20 protein-coding genes and 7 tRNA genes are annotated in these 22,185 nt (G+C 55.6%); 23 read left to right on the top strand and 4 right to left on the bottom strand.

All coding sequences use genetic code 11. The features are described 5' to 3' along the window. Window positions 1-81 precede the first annotated feature (81 nt). Window positions 82-2,100: an N-acetylglucosamine-specific PTS transporter subunit IIBC gene (gene nagE, locus QQF33_RS06955; RefSeq protein WP_282494134.1), complete on the bottom strand. Its 2,019-nt coding sequence runs from the start codon at window positions 2,098-2,100 to the stop codon at window positions 82-84. A 331-nt stretch (window positions 2,101-2,431) separates the two neighbouring features. On the opposite strand from nagE, the gene nagB reads away from it, so the two are divergent. The 5 genes from nagB (at window position 2,432) to asnB (ending at window position 8,379) form a co-directional block, all read left to right on the top strand. Then, window positions 2,432-3,232, top strand: coding sequence for a glucosamine-6-phosphate deaminase (gene nagB / locus QQF33_RS06950; protein ID WP_095281242.1), 801 nt, complete (start codon window positions 2,432-2,434; stop codon window positions 3,230-3,232). Window positions 3,233-3,286: 54 nt separating this feature from the next. Beyond that, on the top strand, window positions 3,287-4,435 hold the full coding sequence (gene nagA, locus QQF33_RS06945) for an N-acetylglucosamine-6-phosphate deacetylase (protein WP_285146615.1): 1,149 nt from the start codon (window positions 3,287-3,289) through the stop codon (window positions 4,433-4,435). Between the two features lie 8 nt (window positions 4,436-4,443). Continuing rightward, window positions 4,444-5,664 (top strand): DNA-binding transcriptional regulator NagC, encoded by a 1,221-nt coding sequence (gene nagC, locus QQF33_RS06940; RefSeq protein WP_282494136.1) that lies wholly within the window; start codon window positions 4,444-4,446, stop codon window positions 5,662-5,664. A gap of 47 nt (window positions 5,665-5,711) precedes the next feature. Continuing rightward, window positions 5,712-6,464, top strand: a complete 753-nt coding sequence (gene nagD, locus QQF33_RS06935) for a ribonucleotide monophosphatase NagD (protein ID WP_285146616.1) — start codon at window positions 5,712-5,714, stop codon at window positions 6,462-6,464. A gap of 250 nt (window positions 6,465-6,714) precedes the next feature. Continuing rightward, complete coding sequence (asnB, locus tag QQF33_RS06930; protein ID WP_285146617.1) at window positions 6,715-8,379, top strand: asparagine synthase B; 1,665 nt, start codon at window positions 6,715-6,717, stop codon at window positions 8,377-8,379. On the opposite strand, the gene QQF33_RS06925 is transcribed toward asnB, so the two are convergent. After that, window positions 8,370-8,561, bottom strand: a complete 192-nt coding sequence (locus QQF33_RS06925; protein ID WP_285157609.1) for a hypothetical protein — start codon at window positions 8,559-8,561, stop codon at window positions 8,370-8,372. The two genes, asnB and QQF33_RS06925, sit on opposite strands and share 10 nt — an antisense overlap. A 42-nt stretch (window positions 8,562-8,603) precedes the next feature. Between QQF33_RS06925 and QQF33_RS06920 the strand changes: the two genes are divergently transcribed. The 7 genes from QQF33_RS06920 to QQF33_RS06890 all read left to right on the top strand — a co-directional run bounded on the left by QQF33_RS06920 (window position 8,604) and on the right by QQF33_RS06890 (window position 9,302). Continuing rightward, window positions 8,604-8,680 (top strand) — tRNA-Met (locus QQF33_RS06920). Window positions 8,681-8,689: 9 nt separating this feature from the next. Continuing rightward, window positions 8,690-8,774 (top strand) — tRNA-Leu (locus QQF33_RS06915). A gap of 23 nt (window positions 8,775-8,797) precedes the next feature. Further along, window positions 8,798-8,872 (top strand) — tRNA-Gln (locus QQF33_RS06910). Between the two features lie 32 nt (window positions 8,873-8,904). Further along, a tRNA-Gln gene (locus tag QQF33_RS06905) sits at window positions 8,905-8,979 on the top strand. Between the two features lie 16 nt (window positions 8,980-8,995). Next, window positions 8,996-9,072: transfer RNA gene (locus QQF33_RS06900), tRNA-Met, on the top strand. A gap of 44 nt (window positions 9,073-9,116) precedes the next feature. Further along, window positions 9,117-9,191: transfer RNA gene (locus tag QQF33_RS06895), tRNA-Gln, on the top strand. 36 nt (window positions 9,192-9,227) lie between these two features. Next, window positions 9,228-9,302: transfer RNA gene (locus QQF33_RS06890), tRNA-Gln, on the top strand. Window positions 9,303-9,414: 112 nt separating this feature from the next. Here QQF33_RS06890 and ubiF read toward each other — a convergent pair. Beyond that, window positions 9,415-10,590, bottom strand: a complete 1,176-nt coding sequence (gene ubiF, locus QQF33_RS06885) for a 3-demethoxyubiquinol 3-hydroxylase (protein ID WP_285148748.1) — start codon at window positions 10,588-10,590, stop codon at window positions 9,415-9,417. A 136-nt stretch (window positions 10,591-10,726) separates the two neighbouring features. Here ubiF and miaB point away from each other — a divergent pair, with 136 nt between their 5' ends. The 10 genes from miaB to rihA all read left to right on the top strand — a co-directional run bounded on the left by miaB (window position 10,727) and on the right by rihA (window position 21,127). Next, window positions 10,727-12,151, top strand: coding sequence for a tRNA (N6-isopentenyl adenosine(37)-C2)-methylthiotransferase MiaB (gene miaB / locus QQF33_RS06880; RefSeq protein ID WP_100777211.1), 1,425 nt, complete (start codon window positions 10,727-10,729; stop codon window positions 12,149-12,151). 134 nt (window positions 12,152-12,285) lie between these two features. After that, window positions 12,286-13,332, top strand: coding sequence for a PhoH family protein (locus tag QQF33_RS06875; protein WP_282493776.1), 1,047 nt, complete (start codon window positions 12,286-12,288; stop codon window positions 13,330-13,332). Next, a complete protein-coding gene (gene ybeY / locus QQF33_RS06870; protein WP_282493777.1) occupies window positions 13,329-13,796 on the top strand; it encodes an rRNA maturation RNase YbeY in 468 nt (155 codons plus the stop codon). Before QQF33_RS06875 ends, ybeY begins: the two co-directional genes overlap by 4 nt. Window positions 13,797-13,897: 101 nt before the next feature. Beyond that, window positions 13,898-14,776, top strand: coding sequence for a CNNM family magnesium/cobalt transport protein CorC (gene corC / locus QQF33_RS06865; protein ID WP_095281233.1), 879 nt, complete (start codon window positions 13,898-13,900; stop codon window positions 14,774-14,776). Window positions 14,777-14,781: 5 nt separating this feature from the next. Then, on the top strand, window positions 14,782-16,320 hold the full coding sequence (gene lnt / locus QQF33_RS06860) for an apolipoprotein N-acyltransferase (protein ID WP_285157608.1): 1,539 nt from the start codon (window positions 14,782-14,784) through the stop codon (window positions 16,318-16,320). A gap of 548 nt (window positions 16,321-16,868) precedes the next feature. Beyond that, window positions 16,869-17,774: an amino acid ABC transporter substrate-binding protein gene (locus QQF33_RS06855; RefSeq protein ID WP_282493779.1), complete on the top strand. Its 906-nt coding sequence runs from the start codon at window positions 16,869-16,871 to the stop codon at window positions 17,772-17,774. Window positions 17,775-17,931: 157 nt separating this feature from the next. Then, complete coding sequence (locus QQF33_RS06850; RefSeq protein ID WP_102104168.1) at window positions 17,932-18,672, top strand: amino acid ABC transporter permease; 741 nt, start codon at window positions 17,932-17,934, stop codon at window positions 18,670-18,672. After that, window positions 18,672-19,349, top strand: coding sequence for a glutamate/aspartate ABC transporter permease GltK (gltK, locus tag QQF33_RS06845; RefSeq protein ID WP_282493780.1), 678 nt, complete (start codon window positions 18,672-18,674; stop codon window positions 19,347-19,349). Before QQF33_RS06850 ends, gltK begins: the two co-directional genes overlap by 1 nt. Next, the gene (locus QQF33_RS06840; RefSeq protein ID WP_282493781.1) at window positions 19,346-20,071 is read left to right on the top strand and encodes an amino acid ABC transporter ATP-binding protein; all 726 of its coding nucleotides are present in this window, start codon (window positions 19,346-19,348) and stop codon (window positions 20,069-20,071) included. The genes gltK and QQF33_RS06840 overlap by 4 nt, the downstream gene beginning before the upstream one ends. Window positions 20,072-20,191: 120 nt before the next feature. Then, window positions 20,192-21,127, top strand: coding sequence for a pyrimidine-specific ribonucleoside hydrolase RihA (gene rihA, locus QQF33_RS06835; RefSeq protein ID WP_285148744.1), 936 nt, complete (start codon window positions 20,192-20,194; stop codon window positions 21,125-21,127). 107 nt (window positions 21,128-21,234) lie between these two features. Here the strand turns inward: rihA and QQF33_RS06830 are convergent, their stop codons facing one another. Beyond that, complete coding sequence (locus QQF33_RS06830) at window positions 21,235-21,717, bottom strand: zinc ribbon-containing protein (protein ID WP_285148742.1); 483 nt, start codon at window positions 21,715-21,717, stop codon at window positions 21,235-21,237. 173 nt (window positions 21,718-21,890) lie between these two features. On the opposite strand from QQF33_RS06830, the gene QQF33_RS06825 reads away from it, so the two are divergent. Then, a complete protein-coding gene (locus QQF33_RS06825; RefSeq protein ID WP_164971751.1) occupies window positions 21,891-22,055 on the top strand; it encodes a YnfU family zinc-binding protein in 165 nt (54 codons plus the stop codon). The last annotated feature ends 130 nt before the right edge of the window (window positions 22,056-22,185 follow it).

Genomic DNA, 22,185 nt, shown 5'->3' with positions numbered 1-22,185 from the left:
GAATATTGGGGAGGATTGCTGCAAAAAAAAGCGGCGGAGGATAACCCCCACCGCTTAAGGCATGACTCTACTCAGGAGCGATTACTTGCCTTTAATCTCGTACAGTGGCGTTTGACCAGCAACGACCTGACCTTTCGCCTGGAGAACCAGACCGCTAAAGTCGTCGATGTTGCTGCAAACAACCGGGCTAATCATGGAGCGCGCATTGGCGTTCAGGAAGTCCAGATCCATTTCCAGAATCGGCTGACCTGCCACCACTTCGGCACCCTCTTCAACCAGACGCGTGAAGCCTTGACCACCCAGGGCAACGGTGTCGATACCCATGTGGACCACGATCTCAGCACCCTTCTCCGTTTCGAGGCAGAAGGCATGGTTGGTGTTGAAGATTTTCACGATGGTACCGGCTGCCGGAGAAACCACGGTTTTTTCCGTTGGTTTCACAGCGACACCATCACCGACCGCTTTGCTGGCGAAGGCTTCATCAGGAACCTGCTCCAGGGCAACCACTTCACCGGTGACTGGAGAAACCAGCGCCGCGATGGTGGTGGCGTTAGGAACCGCCTGTGGTTTTGCAGCGACAGGTGCAGCGGCGACAGGAGCAGCTTCAGAAGCGGCTACCGGACCGGTGGTTTTCATGGCGTTAGCGATTTTTTCTGCCACGAAGCCCACGATAATCTGCACGCTGGTTTTGTTCAGACGAATCACACCGGATGCGCCCAGACGTTTAGCCAGTGCTTCGTTAACCAGAGAAGAATCTTTCACGCTGAGGCGCAGACGGGTGATACAGGCGTCGATACCGGTCAGGTTGTCAGAACCACCGACTGCGGCGATGTACTGACGCGCCAGGCCTGCAACGTCCTGCTCTTTATCACCGCTCACATTCACGTCCTGACCATCGGCTTCGCTACCGGCAACAGCCAGCTCGCGACCCGGAGTCATCAGGTTGAATTTGGTGATAGTGAAGCGGAACACCACGTAGTAAATCACGAAGAACACCAGACCCTGAGGGATCAGCATCCACCAGTGAGTCGCCAGCGGGTTACGGGACGACAGCACCATATCCACCAGACCCGCACTGAAGCCGAAGCCTGCGATCCAGTGCATTGACGCTGCGATGAACACAGAGATACCGGTCAGCACGGCGTGGATCACATACAGAACCGGCGCCACGAACATGAAGGAGAATTCCAGCGGCTCGGTGATACCGGTGAAGAAGGCCGCGAATGCGCCCGCCATCATGATACCCAGAACTTTCGCTTTGTTCTCTGGACGTGCGCAGTGATAGATAGCCAGCGCAGCACCCGGCAGACCGAACATCATAATCGGGAAGAAGCCCGCCTGATAACGACCGGTGATACCCACGATGCCTTTACCTGTTTCGATGGACTGTGCGCCGCCGAGGAAGTTAGGGATATCGTTAATACCTGCCACGTCAAACCAGAACACGGAGTTCAGGGCGTGGTGCAGACCGACCGGAATCAACAGACGGTTGAAGAAGGCGTAGATACCTGCGCCAGCAGAACCGAGTTTCTGGATGTGCTCACCGAAGTTCACCAGACCGTCGAAGATCACAGGCCAGACGTACATCAGGATGAACGCGACAGCGATCATGACGAAGGAGGTCAGGATCGGCACCAGGCGACGACCGCTGAAGAACGACAGCGCCTTCGGCAGCTCAACGCCGCTGAAGCGGTTGTACAGTTCCGCAGAGATGATACCCACGAGGATACCGACGAACTGGTTGCTGATCTTACCGAACGCAGCAGGCACCTGGTCCACTGGGATCTTCTGAATCATGGCAACCGCTGCCGGAGAACAGAGTGTGGTCAACACGAGGAAGCCCACAAAACCTGTTAATGCTGCTGCACCGTCTTTATCTTTGGACATACCGTAAGCGACACCGATCGCGAACAGTACGGACATATTGTCGATGATGGCGGAACCAGACTTGATGAACAGCGCCGCAAGTGCGTTGTCACCACCCCAGCTAACCGGGTCAATCCAGTAGCCGACACCCATCAGAATTGCTGCCGCAGGCAGCGTGGCGACCGGCACCATCAGTGCGCGACCAACCTTTTGTAAATAACCTAGAATACTCACTTGTGCTTCCCCCTATGAGACCCCGTTTAAGGCACGTTCTCAGCTGTTTTTTATTGTGTCACTAACTTATCGATACAGTTGATGAATCACTGGCATTCTGAGTGTGTGAGAAATTAATTCGTATCGCAAATTAAACACGTATTTTTTGTGAGTTTTGTCACCAAATACCGTTAATAACCCTCCCTTTTGCTGGCTAACAGTGAAAACTTATTTTATCATTCAAAAAATCAAGTCGGATTGCCCCCCGCCTGGCGTGATCCAGGTTACGCTTATTTCAGGTTGAGGCGCGCCATCCGCCCACTTTTTTTAACTTTAACTTTAGAGGTGAACAATGAGACTGATTCCCCTGGCTACAGCTGAACAAGTCGGAAAATGGGCTGCACGCCATATCGTTAACCGTATCAACGCGTTCAAACCTACCGCCGATCGTCCTTTCGTTCTCGGCCTGCCAACCGGTGGCACACCGCTGACCGCGTATAAAGCTCTGGTCGAAATGCATAAATCAGGCCAGGTTAGCTTCAAACATGTTGTCACCTTCAACATGGACGAATACGTGGGCTTAGCGAAGGAACACCCGGAGAGCTACCATAGCTTCATGCACCGCAATTTCTTTGATCACGTTGATATTCAACCTGAAAATATTAACCTGCTGAATGGAAACGCGCCTGATATTGACGCAGAATGCCGTCAGTACGAAGAAAAAATCCGCTCTTACGGCAAAATTAACCTGTTCATGGGCGGCGTGGGCAACGACGGTCACATCGCGTTCAACGAACCGGCTTCTTCTCTGGCCTCTCGTACCCGTATTAAAACCCTGACCCATGACACCCGCGTGGCAAACTCTCGCTTCTTCGACGGCGACGTAAATCAGGTGCCAAAATACGCCCTGACCGTTGGCGTGGGCACCCTGCTGGATGCCGAAGAAGTGATGATTCTGGTGCTGGGCAACGTGAAAGCGCAGGCGCTGCAAGCCGCCGTTGAAGGCAACGTGAACCACATGTGGACCATCAGCTGCCTGCAGCTGCATCCTAAAGCGGTTGTGGTGTGCGACGAGCCGTCCACCATGGAACTGAAAGTGAAGACGCTGAAATACTTCAACGAGTTAGAAGCTGAAAACATTAAAGGTCTGTAATTGACTAGCCGCCTCTTCCCAAAGAGGCGGTTGAATTTTTAAACCGGGGGTCTTATGTACGCTTTAACCCACGGTCGGATTTATACCGGCCATGAAATTCTGGATGACCATGCGATTGTTATCGCCAATGGCCTGATTGAACGTGTCTGCCCGCAGGCTGAACTGCCGCCGGAGATCGAACAGCGCTCACTCAATGGAGCAATCATCTCCCCCGGTTTTATCGACGTCCAGTTGAACGGCTGCGGCGGCGTGCAGTTCAACGACTCGCCAGAGGCGGTCACCGTTGAAACGCTGGAGATCATGCAGAAAGCCAATGAGAAATCGGGCTGCACCAGCTATCTGCCAACGCTCATCACCTCCGACGACGAATTAATGAAGCAAGGTATCCGCGTGATGCGTGAATACCTGGCGAAATACCCGCATCAGGCGCTGGGTCTGCACCTTGAAGGTCCGTGGTTGAACATCGTCAAGAAAGGCACCCACAATCCGAATTATGTGCGCAAGCCTGACGCCGAGCTGGTCGACTTCATGTGCGCTAACGCGGACGTGATCACCAAAGTGACGCTGGCCCCTGAAATGACCGGGCCGGACGTGATCAGCAAACTGGCAGCCGCCGGTATCGTGGTTTCTGCGGGTCACTCTAACGCGACGCTCGCCGAAGCGAAAACCGGTTTCCGCGCAGGCATTACCTTTGCGACCCACCTTTATAACGCCATGCCGTACATTACCGGCCGCGAACCAGGGCTTGTCGGTGCGATTCTTGATGAGCCAGACGTTTACTGTGGCATTATCGCTGATGGCCTGCATGTGGATTACACCAACATCCGCAACGCGAAACGCCTGAAAGGCGATAAGCTGTGCCTGGTGACTGACGCCACGGCGCCAGCAGGTGCAAATATTGAGCAGTTCATTTTTGCTGGTAAAACAATATACTACCGCAATGGATTGTGCGTGGATGAGAACGGAACGCTGAGCGGCTCTGCACTGACGATGATCGAAGGGGTACGTAACCTGGTTGAGCATTGCGGCATTGCGCTGGATGAAGTGCTGCGTATGGCAACGCTCTACCCGGCTCGCGCGATTGGCGTGGACAAACAGCTGGGCGGTATCGCTCCGGGCATGGTGGCCAACCTCACCGCCTTCACACGCGATTATAAAATTATTAAGACCATCGTTAATGGTAACGAGGTCGTCACTGAGTAAGTAAAAGTATGACATCTGGCGGACAAGCTCAAATTGGTAATGTTGACCTCGTTAAACAACTTAACAGTGCGGCTGTTTACCGCCTGATTGACCAGCATGGTCCAATCTCGCGGATTCAGATCGCCGAACAGAGCCAGCTTGCCCCCGCCAGCGTGACCAAAATCACGCGTCAGCTGATTGAGCGCGGCTTGATCAAAGAAGTCGATCAGCAGGCCTCCACCGGGGGCCGCCGCGCCATCTCTATCATTACCGAAACCCGCAATTTCCACGCCATTGGCGTACGCCTTGGCCGTCACGACACCACGCTCACTCTGTACGATCTGAGCAGCAAAGTGGTGGCGGAAGAGCACTATCCCCTGCCCGAGCGAACCCAGGAAACCCTGGAACACGCCCTGCTGAATACCATCGCGCTGTTTATTGACAGCTGCCAGCGTAAAATCCGCGAGCTGATCGCCATCTCGGTGATCCTGCCAGGTCTGGTCGACCCGGAAAGCGGCGTGATTCGCTACATGCCCCACATCCAGGTGGAAAACTGGGGGCTGGTCGGAGCGCTGGAAAAACGTTTCAACGTCACCTGCTATGTCGGGCACGATATCCGCAGCCTGGCGCTGGCGGAGCACTACTTTGGTGCGAGTCAGGATTGCGAAGACTCTATTCTGGTGCGCGTCCACCGCGGAACCGGTGCCGGGATTATCTCCAACGGGCGCATTTTTATTGGCCGTAACGGCAACGTCGGCGAGATCGGCCATATCCAGGTCGATCCCCTCGGCGAGCGCTGCCACTGTGGGAACTTCGGCTGTCTGGAAACCGTCGCTGCTAACGCCGCGATTGAACACCGGGTGCGCCATCTGCTCGAGCAGGGCTATCAAAGCCGCATCACGCTTGAAGACTGCAAGATCAACACCATCTGCAAAGCCGCCAACAAAGGCGACGCCCTCGCCTGCGAAGTCATTGAGCAAGTGGGCCGCCATCTGGGCAAAACCATCGCCATTGCCATCAACCTGTTTAACCCGCAGAAAGTGGTGATCGCCGGTGAGATCACCGAGGCGGAAAAAGTGCTGCTTCCGGCGATCGAAGGCTGCATTAATACTCAGGCGCTGAAAGCCTTCCGTCAGAATCTGCCGGTGGTGCGCTCGACGCTCGATCACCGTTCCGCCATTGGTGCTTTTGCGCTGGTGAAACGCGCCATGCTTAACGGTCTGCTGCTCCAGCGTTTGCTGGAAAGCTAAGAGCGCTTTATAGTGACGCCTTCTTTTTTTGAGATGCCAGGTAGTTCATGACCATTCAGAATGTGATTTGTGATATTGACGGCGTGCTGATGCACGATAACGTTGCGGTGCCCGGGGCCGCTGAGTTTCTGAACCGTATTCTGGAAAAAGGAATGCCGCTGGTTCTGCTGACCAACTATCCGTCGCAGACCGGGCAGGATCTGGCCAACCGCTTCGCCACTGCGGGTGTCGACGTGCCGGACAGCGTGTTTTACACCTCCGCGATGGCGACCGCCGACTTCCTGAAACGTCAGGAAGGCAAAAAGGCATACGTGGTCGGGGAAGGCGCGCTGATCCACGAGCTGTATAAAGCAGGCTTTACCATCACCGACGTGAACCCGGATTTTGTCATCGTCGGCGAGACCCGCTCCTTTAACTGGGAAATGATGCACAAAGCCGCTTACTTCGTGGCGAATGGCGCGCGTTTTATTGCCACCAACCCGGATACGCACGGTCGCGGCTATTACCCGGCGTGCGGCGCGCTCTGCGCAGGCATCGAGAAAATCTCGGGCCGCAAACCCTTCGTGGTCGGCAAACCGAGCCCGTGGATTGTCCGCGCGGCGCTCAACAAAATGCAGGCGCACTCCGAGCAAACGGTGATTGTCGGCGATAACCTGCGCACGGATATTCTGGCCGGTTTTCAGGCCGGGCTTGAGACGATCCTCGTGCTCTCGGGCGTGTCGACGCTGGACGACATCGACGCCATGCCGTTCCGGCCGAGCTGGATTTATCCGTCGGTGGCTGAAATCGACGTTATCTGACAATAAACCACGCCCTCGAGCGTGGTTTTTCATTTTTAAGCCGCAATAACATCACCATATCTAACGAAAACCACCATTCATTGCATAATCGTCAATAAAATCGCTCACGACATACTCTTTTTTCAACATTCGACAATGCCTGTTGCGTTATTTGCTTTTCCGGCCGTAAAAGTGTTGCGCGCACACCCTGTTTTGCGGCATTTTCATAAGCAAGCAACATCACACTGCAACAGGGTTAACGGAGAAGGTTATGTGTTCAATTTTTGGCGTACTGGATATCAAGACTGACGCGGGCGAACTGCGTAAAAAGGCACTGGAACTCTCTCGCCTGATGCGTCACCGCGGCCCGGACTGGTCCGGCGTGTACGCAAGCGATAAAGCGATTCTGGCTCACGAACGTCTGTCGATTGTCGATGTCAACGCCGGTGCCCAGCCGCTGTATAACGAGAAAAAAACGCACGCGCTGGCCGTTAACGGTGAAATCTACAACCATCAGGCGCTGCGCGCTGAGTATGGCGATCGTTACGCTTTCCAGACCGGTTCCGACTGCGAAGTGATCCTCGCCCTGTATCAGGAAAAAGGCCCGGAATTCCTCGACGATCTGCAGGGTATGTTTGCCTTTGCGCTGTACGACAGCGAACAAGACGCCTACCTGATTGGCCGCGACCACATCGGGATTATCCCGCTGTACATGGGCCACGACGAACACGGTAACTTCTACGTTGCCTCTGAAATGAAAGCCCTGGTTCCGGTTTGCCGCACCATTAAAGAGTTCCCGGCAGGCAGTTACCTGTGGAGCAAAGACGGTGAAATCCGTCAGTATTACCAGCGCGACTGGTTCGATTTCGACGCGGTGAAAGACAACGTCACCGACAAAAACGCCCTGCGTCAGGCGCTGGAAGATTCCGTAAAAAGCCACCTGATGTCTGACGTGCCTTACGGCGTGCTGCTCTCTGGCGGCCTGGACTCCTCCGTGATCTCGGCGATCACCAAAAAATTCGCCGCTCGCCGCGTGGAAGATGGGGAGCGCTCTGAAGCCTGGTGGCCGCAGCTGCACTCCTTCGCCGTCGGCCTGGAAGGCGCACCGGATCTGAAAGCCGCGCAGGAAGTGGCAAACCATCTGGGCACCGTGCACCATGAGATTCACTTCACCGTGCAGGAAGGTCTGGACGCGATCCGCGACGTGATCTATCACATCGAAACCTATGATGTGACCACCATTCGCGCCTCGACGCCGATGTATCTGATGTCCCGTAAAATCAAAGCGATGGGCATTAAAATGGTGCTGTCAGGCGAGGGATCTGACGAAGTCTTTGGCGGCTATCTGTACTTCCATAAAGCGCCAAACGCCAAAGAGCTGCACGAAGAGACAGTACGTAAACTGCAGGCGCTGCACATGTTTGACTGCGCACGTGCCAACAAAGCGATGTCCGCCTGGGGCGTGGAAGCCCGCGTACCCTTCCTGGATAAGTCTTTCCTCGACGTGGCGATGCGCATCAACCCGCAGGACAAAATGTGCGGCAACGGGAAAATGGAAAAACATATCCTTCGTGAATGTTTCGAATCTTACCTGCCGGCAAGCGTCGCATGGCGTCAGAAAGAGCAGTTCTCCGATGGCGTGGGCTACAGCTGGATCGACACCCTGAAAGAAGTGGCCGCAAAGCAAGTTTCCGATCAACAGCTGGAAACCGCGAGCTTCCGCTTCCCGTACAACACGCCGGGATCGAAAGAAGCGTATCTGTACCGTGAAATCTTCGAAGAGCTGTTCCCGGTCGCGAGCGCAGCAGAATGTGTCCCTGGCGGTCCGTCAGTGGCCTGCTCCTCGGCGAAAGCCATCGAATGGGATGAATCCTTCAAATCCATGAACGATCCATCAGGACGCGCGGTGGGTGTTCACCAGTCTGCTTATAAGTAATCGTAGAGATCGCATAAAGGCCCTTCGGGGCCTTTTTTATTGCTCACGTTTTGCTGAACAAAAGCGATTAATAACCAATAATTGCCGATTATTCGGTCACGCTGTTCGCAACCTAACCAAACAGTCACAATCCGGCCATTTTCATTGAAAAAGATATTGACGCTGCAAGACTCAATACGCATAATGCGCCCCGCAACGCCGATAAGGTAACGCGAAAAAAAGATGGCTACGTAGCTCAGTTGGTTAGAGCACATCACTCATAATGATGGGGTCACAGGTTCGAATCCCGTCGTAGCCACCATCTTTTTTTGCGGGAGTGGCGAAATTGGTAGACGCACCAGATTTAGGTTCTGGCGCCGCAAGGTGTGCGAGTTCAAGTCTCGCCTCCCGCACCATTTCCAGGTCCGCGTTGCACGGATGGGGTATCGCCAAGCGGTAAGGCACCGGTTTTTGATACCGGCATTCCCTGGTTCGAATCCAGGTACCCCAGCCATTTTCTTCGATTGAGCGGTTCTCCGCGGTTATTGGGGTATCGCCAAGCGGTAAGGCACCGGTTTTTGATACCGGCATTCCCTGGTTCGAATCCAGGTACCCCAGCCATCGAAGAAAGCAGTCTGGCTACGTAGCTCAGTTGGTTAGAGCACATCACTCATAATGATGGGGTCACAGGTTCGAATCCCGTCGTAGCCACCAAATTAGGAATTTATCGATTATTTCGGTAAACTAGAAAAAATTGTTGGGGTATCGCCAAGCGGTAAGGCTCTGGTTTCTGATACCAGCATTCCGAGGTTCGAATCCTCGTACCCCAGCCAATTTCAAAAAGTCGTTAGATGTTTAACGCACCCTGTTGGGGTATCGCCAAGCGGTAAGGCTCTGGTTTCTGATACCAGCATTCCGAGGTTCGAATCCTCGTACCCCAGCCACTTAACAGCAAAAAAGCCCGCTCTGCGGGCTTTTTTGTTTTTGTACTTTGGGAACGGTGCGGCTTGTTCCCCTCACCCTGACCCTCTCCCACAGGGAGAGGGAAATGAATGCCTAAAGACCGAGCGCGTATTTCAGTGCCTGACGTTTCAGGCCGCCTGCGCGTTCGGCCGCCATCAGGCCGATATTGCGCAGAACCCGCACCGGTGCAAGATCGTTGCTGAACCCCGCGTAAAACAGATCCATCCCTGACTGCATCAGGAAATTATCCGCCATGCGCCGCGTCTGGTAGCGCTTCAGCACCGCTGCACTCGCCCAGGGTTCCGCGTGGCCGCGCGCACTGCTCATCACCGACAGCAACGCTTCCACGTCGCGATAGCCCAGGTTCACGCCCTGCCCCGCCAGCGGATGAATGGTATGCGCCGCATCCCCCACCAGCGCCAGCCCTTCGCGGGCATATTGCAGGGCATGGCGACGAGTTAACGGGAATCCACCCGCCGCCACCGGCGTCACCTTGCCAAGACGCGCCGGGAAATGTTTATCGATTTCGCGCTGCAGCTGCTCCATCGACAAACTCTGCAGCTGGCGAATACGCGCCGGGGTGTCGTACCACACCAGCGACGCCCAGTTTCCAAACAGCGGTAAAAAGGCGTGTGGGCCGTTGGGGGTAAAATGCTGCCAGGTGCTGTCGCCCGGATCGTTTTCGCATTTGACGGTAATCAGCATGCAGGATTGTTGATACTGCCAGGCGTGAATGCCGATCCCCGCCATCTGCCGCACCTGGGAATTCGCGCCATCGGCCCCGACCACCAGCTTCACCGCCAGTTCATCACCGTTATCCAGCTCCAGCAAATAGCCGCCCTCATGGCGATGCAGTGCTTTCAGGGAATCCGGCACCCGCAGCGTCACCTTGTCGTGCGCCTCCAGCGCCTGCCAGAGCGCCAACTGCAGGACGTTGTTTTCCACCATGTAGCCCAGCAGCGGCAGCTTGAGTTCCGCGGCGTTAAACGTCACATGGGCGTTTTCCCACTCCCAGGTCTCCAGACGACGGTACGGATGGGCGCGCATCGCGAGGATCGCCTCCCACACGCCCAGACCGCGCAGCAGATCGACCGACGCGGCACTGATCGCCGAGATCCGCACGTCCGGCTGCTGGGTTTCGTCAAACGCAGGCGGCGCGGCCTGTTCGATTACCGTTACCTGGAATCCCTGTTGTGCCAGCCCAAGCGCCAGCGCGCCGCCGACCATCCCGCCGCCGACCACGGCGATTTCGGTTTTCTGGAGTGTCATGGTCAATAATCCTTTGAAGAGAATCCCTTAAGTTTACCGGATTTTTTCGCCCTTGAGGCCGACAACCTTCATACTGGTCACAACCCCACCAAAGCATTACAATACGCGGCTTGCAATCCTGAGCCTGAGCAAGTCGATGACTAAAAAACTCCATATAAAAACCTGGGGCTGTCAGATGAACGAATATGATTCATCGAAGATGGCCGATCTGCTGAATGCCACCCACGGGTATCAACTGACGGAAGTGGCAGAAGAAGCCGATGTGCTGCTGCTTAACACCTGCTCAATCCGTGAAAAAGCGCAGGAAAAAGTCTTCCACCTGTTAGGTCGCTGGAAACTCCTCAAAAAGAAAAACCCGGACCTGATTATCGGCGTCGGCGGCTGCGTGGCCTCGCAAGAGGGCAAGCTGATTCGTCAGCGCGCCCATTACGTCGATATCGTGTTTGGTCCGCAGACCCTGCACCGCCTGCCGGAGATGATCAACTCCGTTCGCGGCGATCGCAGCCCGGTGGTCGACGTCAGCTTCCCGGAAATCGAGAAATTTGACCGTCTGCCCGAGCCGCGCGCCGACGGCCCAAGCGCCTACGTGTCGATCATGGAAGGCTGCAACAAATACTGCACTTACTGCGTCGTGCCTTACACGCGCGGGGAAGAGGTCAGCCGTCCGTGCGACGATATCCTGTTCGAAGTGGCCCAGCTGGCGGCTCAGGGCGTGCGTGAAGTGAACCTGCTCGGCCAGAACGTCAACGCGTGGCGCGGTGCCAACTACGACGGCTCCACCGGCACTTTCGCCGAGCTGCTGCGTCTGGTGGCCGCTATCGACGGTATCGACCGCGTGCGCTTCACTACCAGCCATCCGATTGAATTTACCGACGACATCATCGATGTCTATCGCGACACGCCAGAGCTGGTGAGCTTCCTGCATCTGCCGGTCCAGTGCGGCTCTGACCGCGTGCTGAACCTGATGGGCCGCACTCACACCGTGCTGGAGTACAAGGCGATCATCCGCAAACTGCGTGAAGCGCGCCCGGATATCCAGATCAGCTCCGACTTTATCGTCGGCTTCCCTGGCGAAACCACCGATGATTTCGCGCGCACCATGAAGCTGATTGGCGAGGTAAATTTCGACACCAGCTTTAGCTTTATCTTCTCTGCCCGTCCGGGCACGCCTGCCGCCGATATGGTGGACGATGTGCCGGAAGAGGAGAAAAAGCAGCGTCTCTATATTCTGCAGGAGCGCATCAACCAGCAGGTGAACGCCTGGAGCCGTCGTATGCTCGGCACTACGCAGCGTATTCTGGTGGAAGGCACGTCGCGTAAGAGCCTGATGCAGCTGTCGGGGCGTACCGAGAACAACCGCGTGGTGAACTTCGAAGGCACACCGGACATGATCGGTAAGTTTGTCGATATCGAGATTCAGGAAGTGCTGACCAACTCCATGCGCGGCAAACTGGTGCGTACCGAAGCGGAAATGGGCCTGCGCGTCGCCGAAACGCCAGCGTCCGTGATTGCCCGTACTCGCAAAGAAAATGATCTGGGTGTCGGTGTTTACCAGCCCTGATTCCTTCAGGCCTGTCGCTCTGGCAGGCCTTGTATTTCCCCTCTGCGTCCCCAATATGCAAGCATAAGCTTGCGCCTTTATTCTGTGGCGTGAATAATTTCTTGTAAGACGACACTCATATTAAGAGGAACAGTTTGAATACAGAAACGCGTGAACTTACCCTTGAGCCAGCAGACAACGCTCGCCTGCTGAGCCTGTGCGGGCCGTTTGATGACAACATCAAACAACTGGAGCGACGTCTGGGTATCGAAATCAATCGTCGCGATAATCACTTCAAACTCACCGGACGCGCCATCTGCGTCAACGCCGCTGCGGATATTCTGCGTAGCCTGTATGTCGATACCGCCCCGATGCGCGGGGAAATTCAGGATATCGAACCGGAACACATTCACCTCGCCATTAAAGAAGCGCGCGTGCTGGAGCAGAGCGCCGACAGCGTGCCTGACTACGGCAAGGCTATCAATATCAAAACCAAGCGTGGCGTGATCAAGCCGCGCACGCCAAACCAGGCGCAGTACATCGCCAATATTCTCGACCATGACATCACCTTCGGCGTGGGTCCTGCGGGTACGGGTAAAACCTATCTGGCCGTTGCCGCCGCGGTCGATGCCCTGGAGCGCCAGGATATTCGTCGTATCCTGCTGACCCGCCCGGCGGTCGAAGCCGGTGAAAAGCTGGGCTTCCTGCCAGGCGATTTGAGTCAGAAAGTGGACCCGTATCTGCGTCCGCTGTATGACGCCCTGTTTGAAATGCTCGGCTTTGAGAAAGTCGAAAAGCTGATCGAGCGTAACGTCATCGAAGTGGCCCCGCTGGCCTACATGCGCGGGCGCACGTTAAACGACGCGTTCATCATTCTTGATGAGAGCCAGAACACCACCATCGAACAGATGAAGATGTTCCTGACGCGTATCGGCTTTAACTCGAAAGCGGTCATCACCGGGGATATCACCCAGATCGACCTGCCGCGCAGCACCAAATCCGGTCTGCGTCACGCCATCGAAGTGCTGGCGGAAGTGGACGAAATCAGCTTCAACTTCTTCAACAGCGAAGACGTGGTGCGCCACCCGGTGGTTGCCCGCATCGTTAACGCCTATGAAGCATGGGAAGAAGCAGAACAAAAACGTAAAGCAGAACAGGCCGCGGAACGTAAACGCGAAGCCCAGGAGCAAGAGCATAAATGAGTCAGGTGATCCTCGATTTACAGCTGGCCTGTGAGGACAACTCCGGTTTGCCGGAAGAAAGTCAGTTTCAAACATGGCTGGATGCGGTGATCCCGCAGTTCCAGGAAGAGTCAGAAGTGACGATTCGCCTGGTCGACGAAGCGGAAAGCCACGAGCTAAACCTGACCTATCGCGGGAAAGATAAGCCGACCAACGTGCTCTCTTTCCCGTTCGAAGCGCCGCCGGGCATCGAAATGCCGCTGCTTGGCGACCTGATTATCTGCCGCCAGGTGGTTGAACAGGAAGCGAAAGAGCAGCAAAAGCCCCTCGACGCCCACTGGGCGCATATGGTTATCCACGGCAGTCTGCATCTGCTTGGCTATGATCATATTGAAGACGAAGAAGCAGAAGAGATGGAATCCCTCGAGACAGAGATAATGCTTGCTCTGGGCTATGAGGACCCGTACATTGCCGAGAAAGAATAGTCAGTTAAGCATCTTGCTCAACTGACCCACCATGCCGCCGCACAAGGATCTTTCCTGCGGCGGCGCGCGTTAAACTCACAAGAGAACCCTTAACAAACGCCATGAGCGACGACAATTCACACAGTAGCGACACGACAACCAGTAAGAAGGGATTTTTCTCCCTCATTCTGAGCCAGCTGTTCCACGGCGAACCTAAAAACCGTGATGAACTCCTGGAGCTGATTCGTGATTCCGGGCAGAACGATCTTATCGACGAAGATACGCGCGAAATGCTCGAAGGGGTCATGGACATCGCCGACCAGCGCGTCCGCGATATTATGATCCCCCGCTCGCAGATGATTACCCTGAAACGCAACCAGACTCTGGACGAGTGCCTCGATGTGATCATCGAATCGGCCCACTCGCGTTTCCCGGTGATTAGCGAGGACAAAGATCACATCGAAGGGATTTTGATGGCGAAAGATCTGCTGCCGTTTATGCGCAGCGATGCCGACGCTTTCAGCATGGAAAAAGTGTTACGCCAGGCGGTGGTGGTTCCGGAAAGCAAGCGCGTTGACCGCATGCTGAAAGAGTTCCGCTCCCAGCGCTACCACATGGCGATTGTTATCGATGAATTTGGCGGTGTTTCCGGCCTTGTGACCATCGAAGATATTCTCGAACTGATCGTCGGTGAAATCGAAGATGAGTACGACGAAGAAGACGATATCGAATTCCGTCAGCTGAGCCGTCACACCTGGACGGTGCGCGCGCTGGCTTCCATTGAAGAGTTCAACGAGACCTTTGGCACCCACTTCAGCGATGAAGAGGTCGATACCATTGGCGGGCTGGTGATGCAGGCCTTTGGCCATCTCCCGGCGCGCGGCGAGTCCGTTGACATCGATGGTTACCAGTTCAAGGTCGCCATGGCCGACAGCCGACGTATTATTCAGGTTCACGTCAGAATGCCGGACGACTCCCCGGTGCCAAAACTGGAAGATTAATGTAAATGGCATTTGCCCCATTACTTGAACGCCAGCGCGTCCGTTTGCTGCTGGCGCTGTTGCTCGGAGCCAGCGGAACGCTGGCTTTTTCTCCTTATGACATCTGGCCTGCCGCCCTTCTCTCGCTGATGGGGCTGCAAGGGCTGACGCTGAATCGTCGCCCGGTGCAGGCCGCAGCCATCGGCTACTTCTGGGGTCTGGGCCTGTTTGGCTCCGGCATTAACTGGGTGTACGTCAGCATCGCGCAGTTTGGCGGGATGCCTGGCCCGGTGAACGTCTTCCTGGTGGTGCTGCTGGCGGCGTATCTCTCGCTGTATACGGGTCTGTTCGCGGGCATTCTGTCTCGCCTGTGGCCGAAAACAAACTGGCTGCGTGTCGCCATTGCCGCTCCCGTGGTCTGGCAGATTACCGAATTCCTGCGCGGCTGGGTGCTGACCGGTTTCCCGTGGCTCCAGTTCGGCTACAGCCAGATTGATGGCCCGCTGAAAGGGCTGGCCCCGGTGATGGGCGTGGAAGCGATCAACTTCCTGCTGATGGTGGTGAGCGGCCTGCTGGTGCTGGCTCTGGTAAGCCGCAACTGGAAACCGCTGGTTGCCGCCGTTGTCCTCTTCGCCCTTCCTTTCCCCCTGCGCTTTATCCAGTGGTTTACCCTGGAGCCGGAACGCACCACCCAGGTGTCGATGGTGCAGGGCGATATTCCGCAGTCGCTGAAATGGGATGAGAACCAGCTGATTAATACGCTGAAAATCTATCTCGATGCGACGCAAAAAGAGATGGGCAAATCCAGCCTGATCATCTGGCCGGAGTCTGCGATTCCGGATCTGGAGATTAACCAGCAGCGTTTCCTGAGCATGATGGACGATCTCCTGCGCGCCAAAAACAGCACGCTGATCACCGGGATTGTCGACGCGCGTCTGAATAAGCAGAACCGTTACGACACCTACAACACCATTATCACGCTCGGGAAAGACAACCCGTACAGCTACGAATCGGCGAATCGCTACAACAAAAATCACCTGGTGCCATTTGGTGAGTTTGTGCCGCTGGAATCGATTCTGCGCCCGCTGGCACCGTTTTTCGACTTGCCGATGTCTTCTTTTAGCCGGGGTTCATACGTTCAGCCGCAGCTTCATGCACATGGTTTTGCGCTGACGCCGGCGATCTGCTACGAAATCATCCTGGGCGAACAGGTGCGCGATAACTTCCGTCCGGATACGGATTATCTGCTGACCATCTCTAACGATGCCTGGTTTGGTAAGTCGATTGGCCCGTGGCAGCACTTCCAGATGGCGCGTATGCGCTCGCTTGAGCTGGCGCGTCCGCTGCTGCGCAGCACCAACAACGGGATTACGGCGGTGATTGGTCCGAAAGGCGAAATTCAGGCGATGCTCCCGCAGTTCACCCGCGCGGTGTTGACCACCAAAGTCACGCCAACGACGGGTCTGACGCCGTATGCCCGCACCGGCAACTGGCCGCTGTGGATCCTGACCGCGCTGTTTGGTTTTGGCGCGGTGTTGATGAGCCTTCGTCAGCGTCGGAGATAGTCCTCTCTGGCGGGTGGCGCTGCGCTACCCGCCCTACAAAACCCATCACCGCCACCCGGCAATTGTTTTCCGTGCGAATATCTGGCGGGTGGCGCTGCGCTTGCCCGCCCTACAAAACACATCCCTGTAGGCCGGGTAAGGCGCAGCCGCCACCCGGCTCGTGTTTCCGTGCGATTATGTGGCGGGTGGCGCTGCGCTTACCCGCCCTACAAAACCGAGCCCCGTCCCCCGGCAAATCCCCTTTCAAATTCCATTTCTGGCACGGCTATTGCTTTGTTAAATCACAGATTCAGTCGTTTGGCTTAACGTGCAACCTGGTCGCACCACCGCAGTTCATCGGTAGCACCGAAACGGTGCAGGCAGATATTTTTGCCTCTGAATGGTGCGGCGCGCTTCGCAAAAATAAACAATAACGCAGCAAAATCTTTACATTAAGCCAGACTAAATGTTAACAAGCTTGCATAACACTGCACTCGCATCGCGCGAGATATAACAACATCACAATGGGTATCAATGCGTCATTGGCGCAGATAATAAAGGAGTTGGGTATGCAATTACGTAAACTGGCCACAGCAATGCTGGTAATGGGGATGTCCGCAGGCGTCGTTCACGCTGAAGACGCTCCGGCTGCCGGGAGCACTCTCGACAAGATTGCCAAAAATGGCGTGATCGTGGTCGGCCACCGTGAATCTTCCGTCCCGTTCTCATACTACGACAACACGCAAAAAGTCGTAGGCTACTCTCAGGATTACTCCAACGCGATCGTAGAAGCGGTCAAGAAGAAGCTTAACAAACCTGATCTGCAGGTGAAGCTGATTCCAATTACGTCGCAAAACCGTATTCCCCTGCTGCAAAACGGCACCTTCGATTTTGAGTGTGGCTCCACCACCAACAACCTCGAGCGTCAGAAACAAGCGGCCTTCTCCGACACCATCTTCGTGGTGGGTACGCGTCTGCTGACCAAAAAAGGCGGCGAGATTAAAGACTTCGCAGACCTGAAAGGCAAAGCGGTCGTTGTCACTTCCGGTACCACTTCAGAAGTGCTGCTGCACAAGCTGAACGACGAGAAGAAACTGGATATGCGCATCATTAGCGCCAAAGACCACGGTGACTCTTTCCGTACCCTGGAAAGCGGCCGTGCGGTGGCATTCATGATGGATGACGCGCTGCTGGCGGGAGAACGTGCGAAGGCGAAGAAACCGGACAACTGGGAAATCGTCGGCACGGCGCAGTCGAAAGAAGCGTACGGCTGTATGCTGCGTAAAGACGACGCGGACTTCAAAAAGCTGATCGATGACACCATCGCCAAAGTCCAGACTTCCGGCGAAGCGGAAAAATGGTTCGATAAGTGGTTCAAGAACCCGATTCCACCAAAAAATCTCAACATGAACTTTGAACTGTCTGACGACATGAAAGCCCTGTTCAAAGAACCAAACGATAAAGCACTGAACTAATTAGAACCATTAAGGGGCGGGACCTCCTGCCCTCTCGATTGTCGGGAAGCGCGGACAGACTATACGTTGAGTGGTCGTTCCCCACTCAGCGCGAACATTGAGCTTCTCACCAATCTTCGAGGGTAGCGCTGCTACCCTTTTTTTTCTGGAGTTTATTATGTCAATAGACTGGAACTGGGGCATTTTTCTGCAACAAGCCCCGTTCGGCAACACCACCTATTTAGGCTGGCTGTGGAGCGGCTTTCAGGTCACCGTTGCGTTATCGATAACGGCCTGGATTATCGCCTTCCTGGTCGGTTCGCTGTTCGGTATTTTACGTACCGTCCCGAATCGTTTTCTCTCTTCTCTCGGCACCCTGTACGTGGAACTGTTCCGCAACGTTCCGCTCATCGTGCAGTTCTTTACCTGGTATCTGGTGGTTCCTGAACTGCTGCCGGAAAACCTCGGCATGTGGTTTAAATCGGAACTCGACCCGAATATTCAGTTCTTTGTCTCGTCGATGCTCTGTCTTGGGCTGTTTACCGCTGCGCGCGTGTGCGAGCAGGTGCGAGCCGCCATTCAGTCGCTGCCGCGCGGGCAAAAAAACGCAGCTCTGGCGATGGGCCTGACGCTGCCGCAAAGCTATCGCTACGTGCTGCTGCCTAACGCCTATCGGGTGATCGTCCCGCCGATGACCTCCGAGATGATGAACCTGGTGAAAAACTCGGCCATCGCCTCCACTATCGGTCTGGTCGATATGGCCGCGCAGGCGGGCAAACTGCTGGATTACTCCGCCCACGCGTGGGAATCCTTCACCGCCATTACCGTGGCCTATGTGCTGATTAACGCATTCATCATGCTGGTGATGAACCTGGTTGAACGTAAAACTCGCCTGCCGGGCAATCTGGGGGGCAAATAATGTACGATTTTGACTGGAGTTCCATTGTTCCTGCCATGCCCTATCTCCTCGACGGGCTGGTCATCACCTTAAAAATCACCGCCATTGCGATTGTCATTGGTATTGTCTGGGGGACGATCCTCGCGGTCATGCGCCTGTCGAGCTTTAAACCGCTCGCCTGGTTCGCCACGGCCTACGTCAACGTCTTCCGCTCGATTCCGCTGGTGATGGTGCTGCTGTGGTTTTATCTGATCGTTCCTGGACTGCTGCAAAACGTGCTGGGGCTGTCGCCGAAAACCGATATCCGCCTGATCTCGGCCATGGTGGCGTTCTCGATGTTTGAGGCCGCGTACTATTCAGAAATTATTCGCGCGGGTATTCAGAGCATCTCCCGCGGACAATCGAGCGCGGCGCTGGCCCTGGGGATGACCCACTGGCAGTCCATGAAGCTCATTATTTTACCCCAGGCGTTTCGCGCCATGGTCCCGCTGCTGCTGACCCAGGGCATCGTGCTCTTCCAGGATACCTCGCTGGTTTACGTGCTGAGTCTGGCGGACTTCTTCCGCACCGCCTCCACCATCGGCGAGCGTGACGGGACGCAGGTCGAGATGATCCTGTTCGCAGGTGCGGTTTATTTTGCAATTAGTTTAAGCGCGTCGCTGTTGGTGACCTGGCTGAAGAAAAGGACGGTCTCATGATTTCCCTGAAAAATGTTTCTAAATGGTATGGGCACTTTCAGGTGCTGACCGACTGTTCCACCGAAGTGAAAAAAGGCGAAGTGGTTGTCGTCTGCGGCCCTTCCGGCTCCGGTAAATCGACGCTGATCAAAACCGTCAACGGCCTCGAACCCGTGCAGCAAGGCGAGATCGTCGTCGATGGCACCAAAGTTAACGACAAGAAAACCAATCTGGCAAAACTGCGTTCTCACGTCGGGATGGTGTTCCAGCATTTTGAGCTGTTCCCTCACCTGTCGATAATTGAGAACCTGACGCTGGCGCAGGTAAAAGTGCTGAAACGCGACAAAAAAGCGTCGCGTGAAAAGGGGCTGAAACTGCTGGAGCGCGTCGGGCTGTCGGCCCATGCCGATAAGTATCCGGCGCAGCTCTCAGGTGGTCAGCAGCAGCGCGTGGCGATTGCCCGTGCGCTCTGTATGGACCCGATCGCCATGCTGTTTGATGAACCCACTTCCGCGCTCGATCCAGAGATGATCAACGAAGTCCTGGACGTGATGGTTGAACTGGCGCACGAAGGGATGACCATGATGGTGGTGACCCACGAGATGGGCTTCGCCCGCAAAGTGGCCAACCGCGTGATCTTTATGGATGAAGGGAAAATTGTCGAAGATTCGCCGAAAGAAGATTTCTTCGCCAACCCGCAGTCCGACCGCGCTAAAGACTTCCTCGCCAAAATCCTGCACTAATCAAAAGGGTGCGCACTCTTCGGATTGCGCACCACTTCACGCTTTAGCCCTCTTCTTCTCGTCTGCTTCATCTTGCGGCGTTAACCTTGTCACAAAATAACGCCAAAAATGGAGCTCCCTATGCCACTGCCGATCCTTCTCGATTGCGATCCAGGTCATGACGACGCCATCGCTCTGGTCCTTGCCCTCGCCTCACCGGAACTCGACCTCAAAGCGGTCACCTCTTCTGCCGGGAACCAGACGCCGGATAAAACCCTGCGCAACGTGTTACGCATGCTGACCCTGCTCAAACGCACGGACATCCCGGTGGCGGGCGGCGCGGTGAAGCCGCTGATGCGCGATCTGATTATCGCCGATAACGTTCACGGCGAGAGCGGCCTCGACGGCCCGGCGCTGCCGGAGCCTGGCTTTGCACCGCAACACTGCACGGCGGTCGAACTGATGGCGAAGGTGCTGCGCGACAGCCGCGAGCCGGTGACGCTGGTCGCGACAGGTCCGCAAACCAACGTCGCGCTGCTGCTCAATAGCCACCCGGAACTGCACGCGAAAATCGCGCGGATTGTAATCATGGGCGGCGCGATGGGGCTCGGCAACTGGACGCCAGCGGCGGAGTTCAACATCTTCGTCGACCCGGAAGCGGCAGAGATCGTCTTCCAGTCGGGCATCCCGATTGTGATGGCAGGTCTGGATGTGACCCATCGGGCGCAGATCATGGCAGAAGATATCGAGCGCTTTCGCGGGATCGGTAACCCCGTCGCCACCACCGTCGCCGAGCTGCTCGACTTTTTTATGGAGTATCACAAAACCGAGAAATGGGGCTTCCAGGGCGCGCCGCTGCACGATCCCTGCACTATCGCCTGGCTGTTGAAACCGGAGATATTTACCACCGTGGATCGTTGGGTCGGCGTAGAGACGCAGGGGAAATACACTCAGGGGATGACGGTCGTGGATTACTACTCCCTGACCGGCAATACACCGAATACCACGTTGATGGTGGATATCGACCGGGAAGGTTTTGTGGATTTAATCGCAGAACGGTTGAAGTTTTATCACTAGTGCGGTCTGGTGCCCTCACCCCGGCCCTCTCCCACGGGGAGAGGGAGAAAACCACGCCGATCTGATCCCCTCTCCCTCAGGGAGAGGGTTAGGGTGAGGGTGGAAAATCACGGCTCAAACGGCCGTCTATGGAACTGGTCATGCCCGCATTTCGGACAGCGCGGCAACACGTCAGGCGTGTACACCGCCAGATGGAAATGGCAGTTCTCACACACCAGATTCCCCAGCCCGACCACCTCGCCGCTGTGATACACGCCGTGATGGTTCAGATCCTGAAACACCTCGCGCCACTCCAGCTGGGTTTTGTCGGTGATATCCGCCAGCTCCTGCCACAGACTCTCTTTGATCACCCGCATAAACACGCTGTCGGTGACCTCATCCTGGCTCTCTTCATAGCTGCGCGCGAACTCTTCCAGATCGCGGCGCACGGCCCGCGTCACCTCTTCTACTTCGGTCCGCGTTAACTCACCCGTTTGCACGACGCGCGCGCGCGCCTGCTCGACCAGGGCATCAATATCACGTTCGCCGTTACGCAGGCGCTCCGTGAGTGTGGCAACCAGTTCGCGGTAAAATTGAGCAACCTTGTTCATCCTTTCGCCTCCCGGGTCAGTAACTAATTCTAATAATAGACCTTATTTTGCCGCCGCTTTGTCAGGTCAGCCACAGACCCGGTAAATTCCTGCAAAGGGGAGATGCGATACCTTGCATAGTATTTGAACACTTCGTGCTAGGATGAAGCTCATTCATTGAAAGGTTAATCATCATGTCTCTTCTCGATTACGCAATGAAGCTCATCGGTGGAGCCTCGACCACCACCGTCACTTGCCCGCACTGCGGCCTCAAGTCCTCACACCCAACGTCAAAAATTCGCCTCAAACAGGCGATGCTGTGCCCCGGCTGTAAAGCGCTGTTTGTTGCGCCGCGCTGATCCCGCATGCGCCTGATGGCGCAAAATCGGTGTTCTATACTTAAGTAAGATTCCAGCAGCTGTTAAATCCCTGATGCCCCACACCCATCCTGAGAGAACGTTTCTGATCTGATTTCGCAACTGCTCCTGC

The organism is Lelliottia wanjuensis (assembly GCF_030238365.1).
Lineage (GTDB): Bacteria > Pseudomonadota > Gammaproteobacteria > Enterobacterales > Enterobacteriaceae > Enterobacter > Enterobacter wanjuensis.
The sequence above is the reverse complement of the archived record's forward strand: the minus strand, read 5'-3'. Positions and strand labels throughout refer to the sequence as shown.

Coding starts and splice junctions, on each gene's coding strand:
- nagB (WP_095281242.1), top strand. CDS start 2,432: ATGAGACTGATTCCCCTGGCTACAGCTGAACAAGTCGGAAAATGGGCT.
- nagA (WP_285146615.1), top strand. CDS start 3,287: ATGTACGCTTTAACCCACGGTCGGATTTATACCGGCCATGAAATTCTG.
- nagC (WP_282494136.1), top strand. CDS start 4,444: ATGACATCTGGCGGACAAGCTCAAATTGGTAATGTTGACCTCGTTAAA.
- nagD (WP_285146616.1), top strand. CDS start 5,712: ATGACCATTCAGAATGTGATTTGTGATATTGACGGCGTGCTGATGCAC.
- asnB (WP_285146617.1), top strand. CDS start 6,715: ATGTGTTCAATTTTTGGCGTACTGGATATCAAGACTGACGCGGGCGAA.
- QQF33_RS06925 (WP_285157609.1), bottom strand. CDS start 8,561: ATGCGTATTGAGTCTTGCAGCGTCAATATCTTTTTCAATGAAAATGGC.
- ubiF (WP_285148748.1), bottom strand. CDS start 10,590: ATGACACTCCAGAAAACCGAAATCGCCGTGGTCGGCGGCGGGATGGTC.
- miaB (WP_100777211.1), top strand. CDS start 10,727: ATGACTAAAAAACTCCATATAAAAACCTGGGGCTGTCAGATGAACGAA.
- ybeY (WP_282493777.1), top strand. CDS start 13,329: ATGAGTCAGGTGATCCTCGATTTACAGCTGGCCTGTGAGGACAACTCC.
- corC (WP_095281233.1), top strand. CDS start 13,898: ATGAGCGACGACAATTCACACAGTAGCGACACGACAACCAGTAAGAAG.
- lnt (WP_285157608.1), top strand. CDS start 14,782: ATGGCATTTGCCCCATTACTTGAACGCCAGCGCGTCCGTTTGCTGCTG.
- QQF33_RS06855 (WP_282493779.1), top strand. CDS start 16,869: ATGCAATTACGTAAACTGGCCACAGCAATGCTGGTAATGGGGATGTCC.
- QQF33_RS06850 (WP_102104168.1), top strand. CDS start 17,932: ATGTCAATAGACTGGAACTGGGGCATTTTTCTGCAACAAGCCCCGTTC.
- gltK (WP_282493780.1), top strand. CDS start 18,672: ATGTACGATTTTGACTGGAGTTCCATTGTTCCTGCCATGCCCTATCTC.
- QQF33_RS06840 (WP_282493781.1), top strand. CDS start 19,346: ATGATTTCCCTGAAAAATGTTTCTAAATGGTATGGGCACTTTCAGGTG.
- rihA (WP_285148744.1), top strand. CDS start 20,192: ATGCCACTGCCGATCCTTCTCGATTGCGATCCAGGTCATGACGACGCC.
- QQF33_RS06830 (WP_285148742.1), bottom strand. CDS start 21,717: ATGAACAAGGTTGCTCAATTTTACCGCGAACTGGTTGCCACACTCACG.
- QQF33_RS06825 (WP_164971751.1), top strand. CDS start 21,891: ATGTCTCTTCTCGATTACGCAATGAAGCTCATCGGTGGAGCCTCGACC.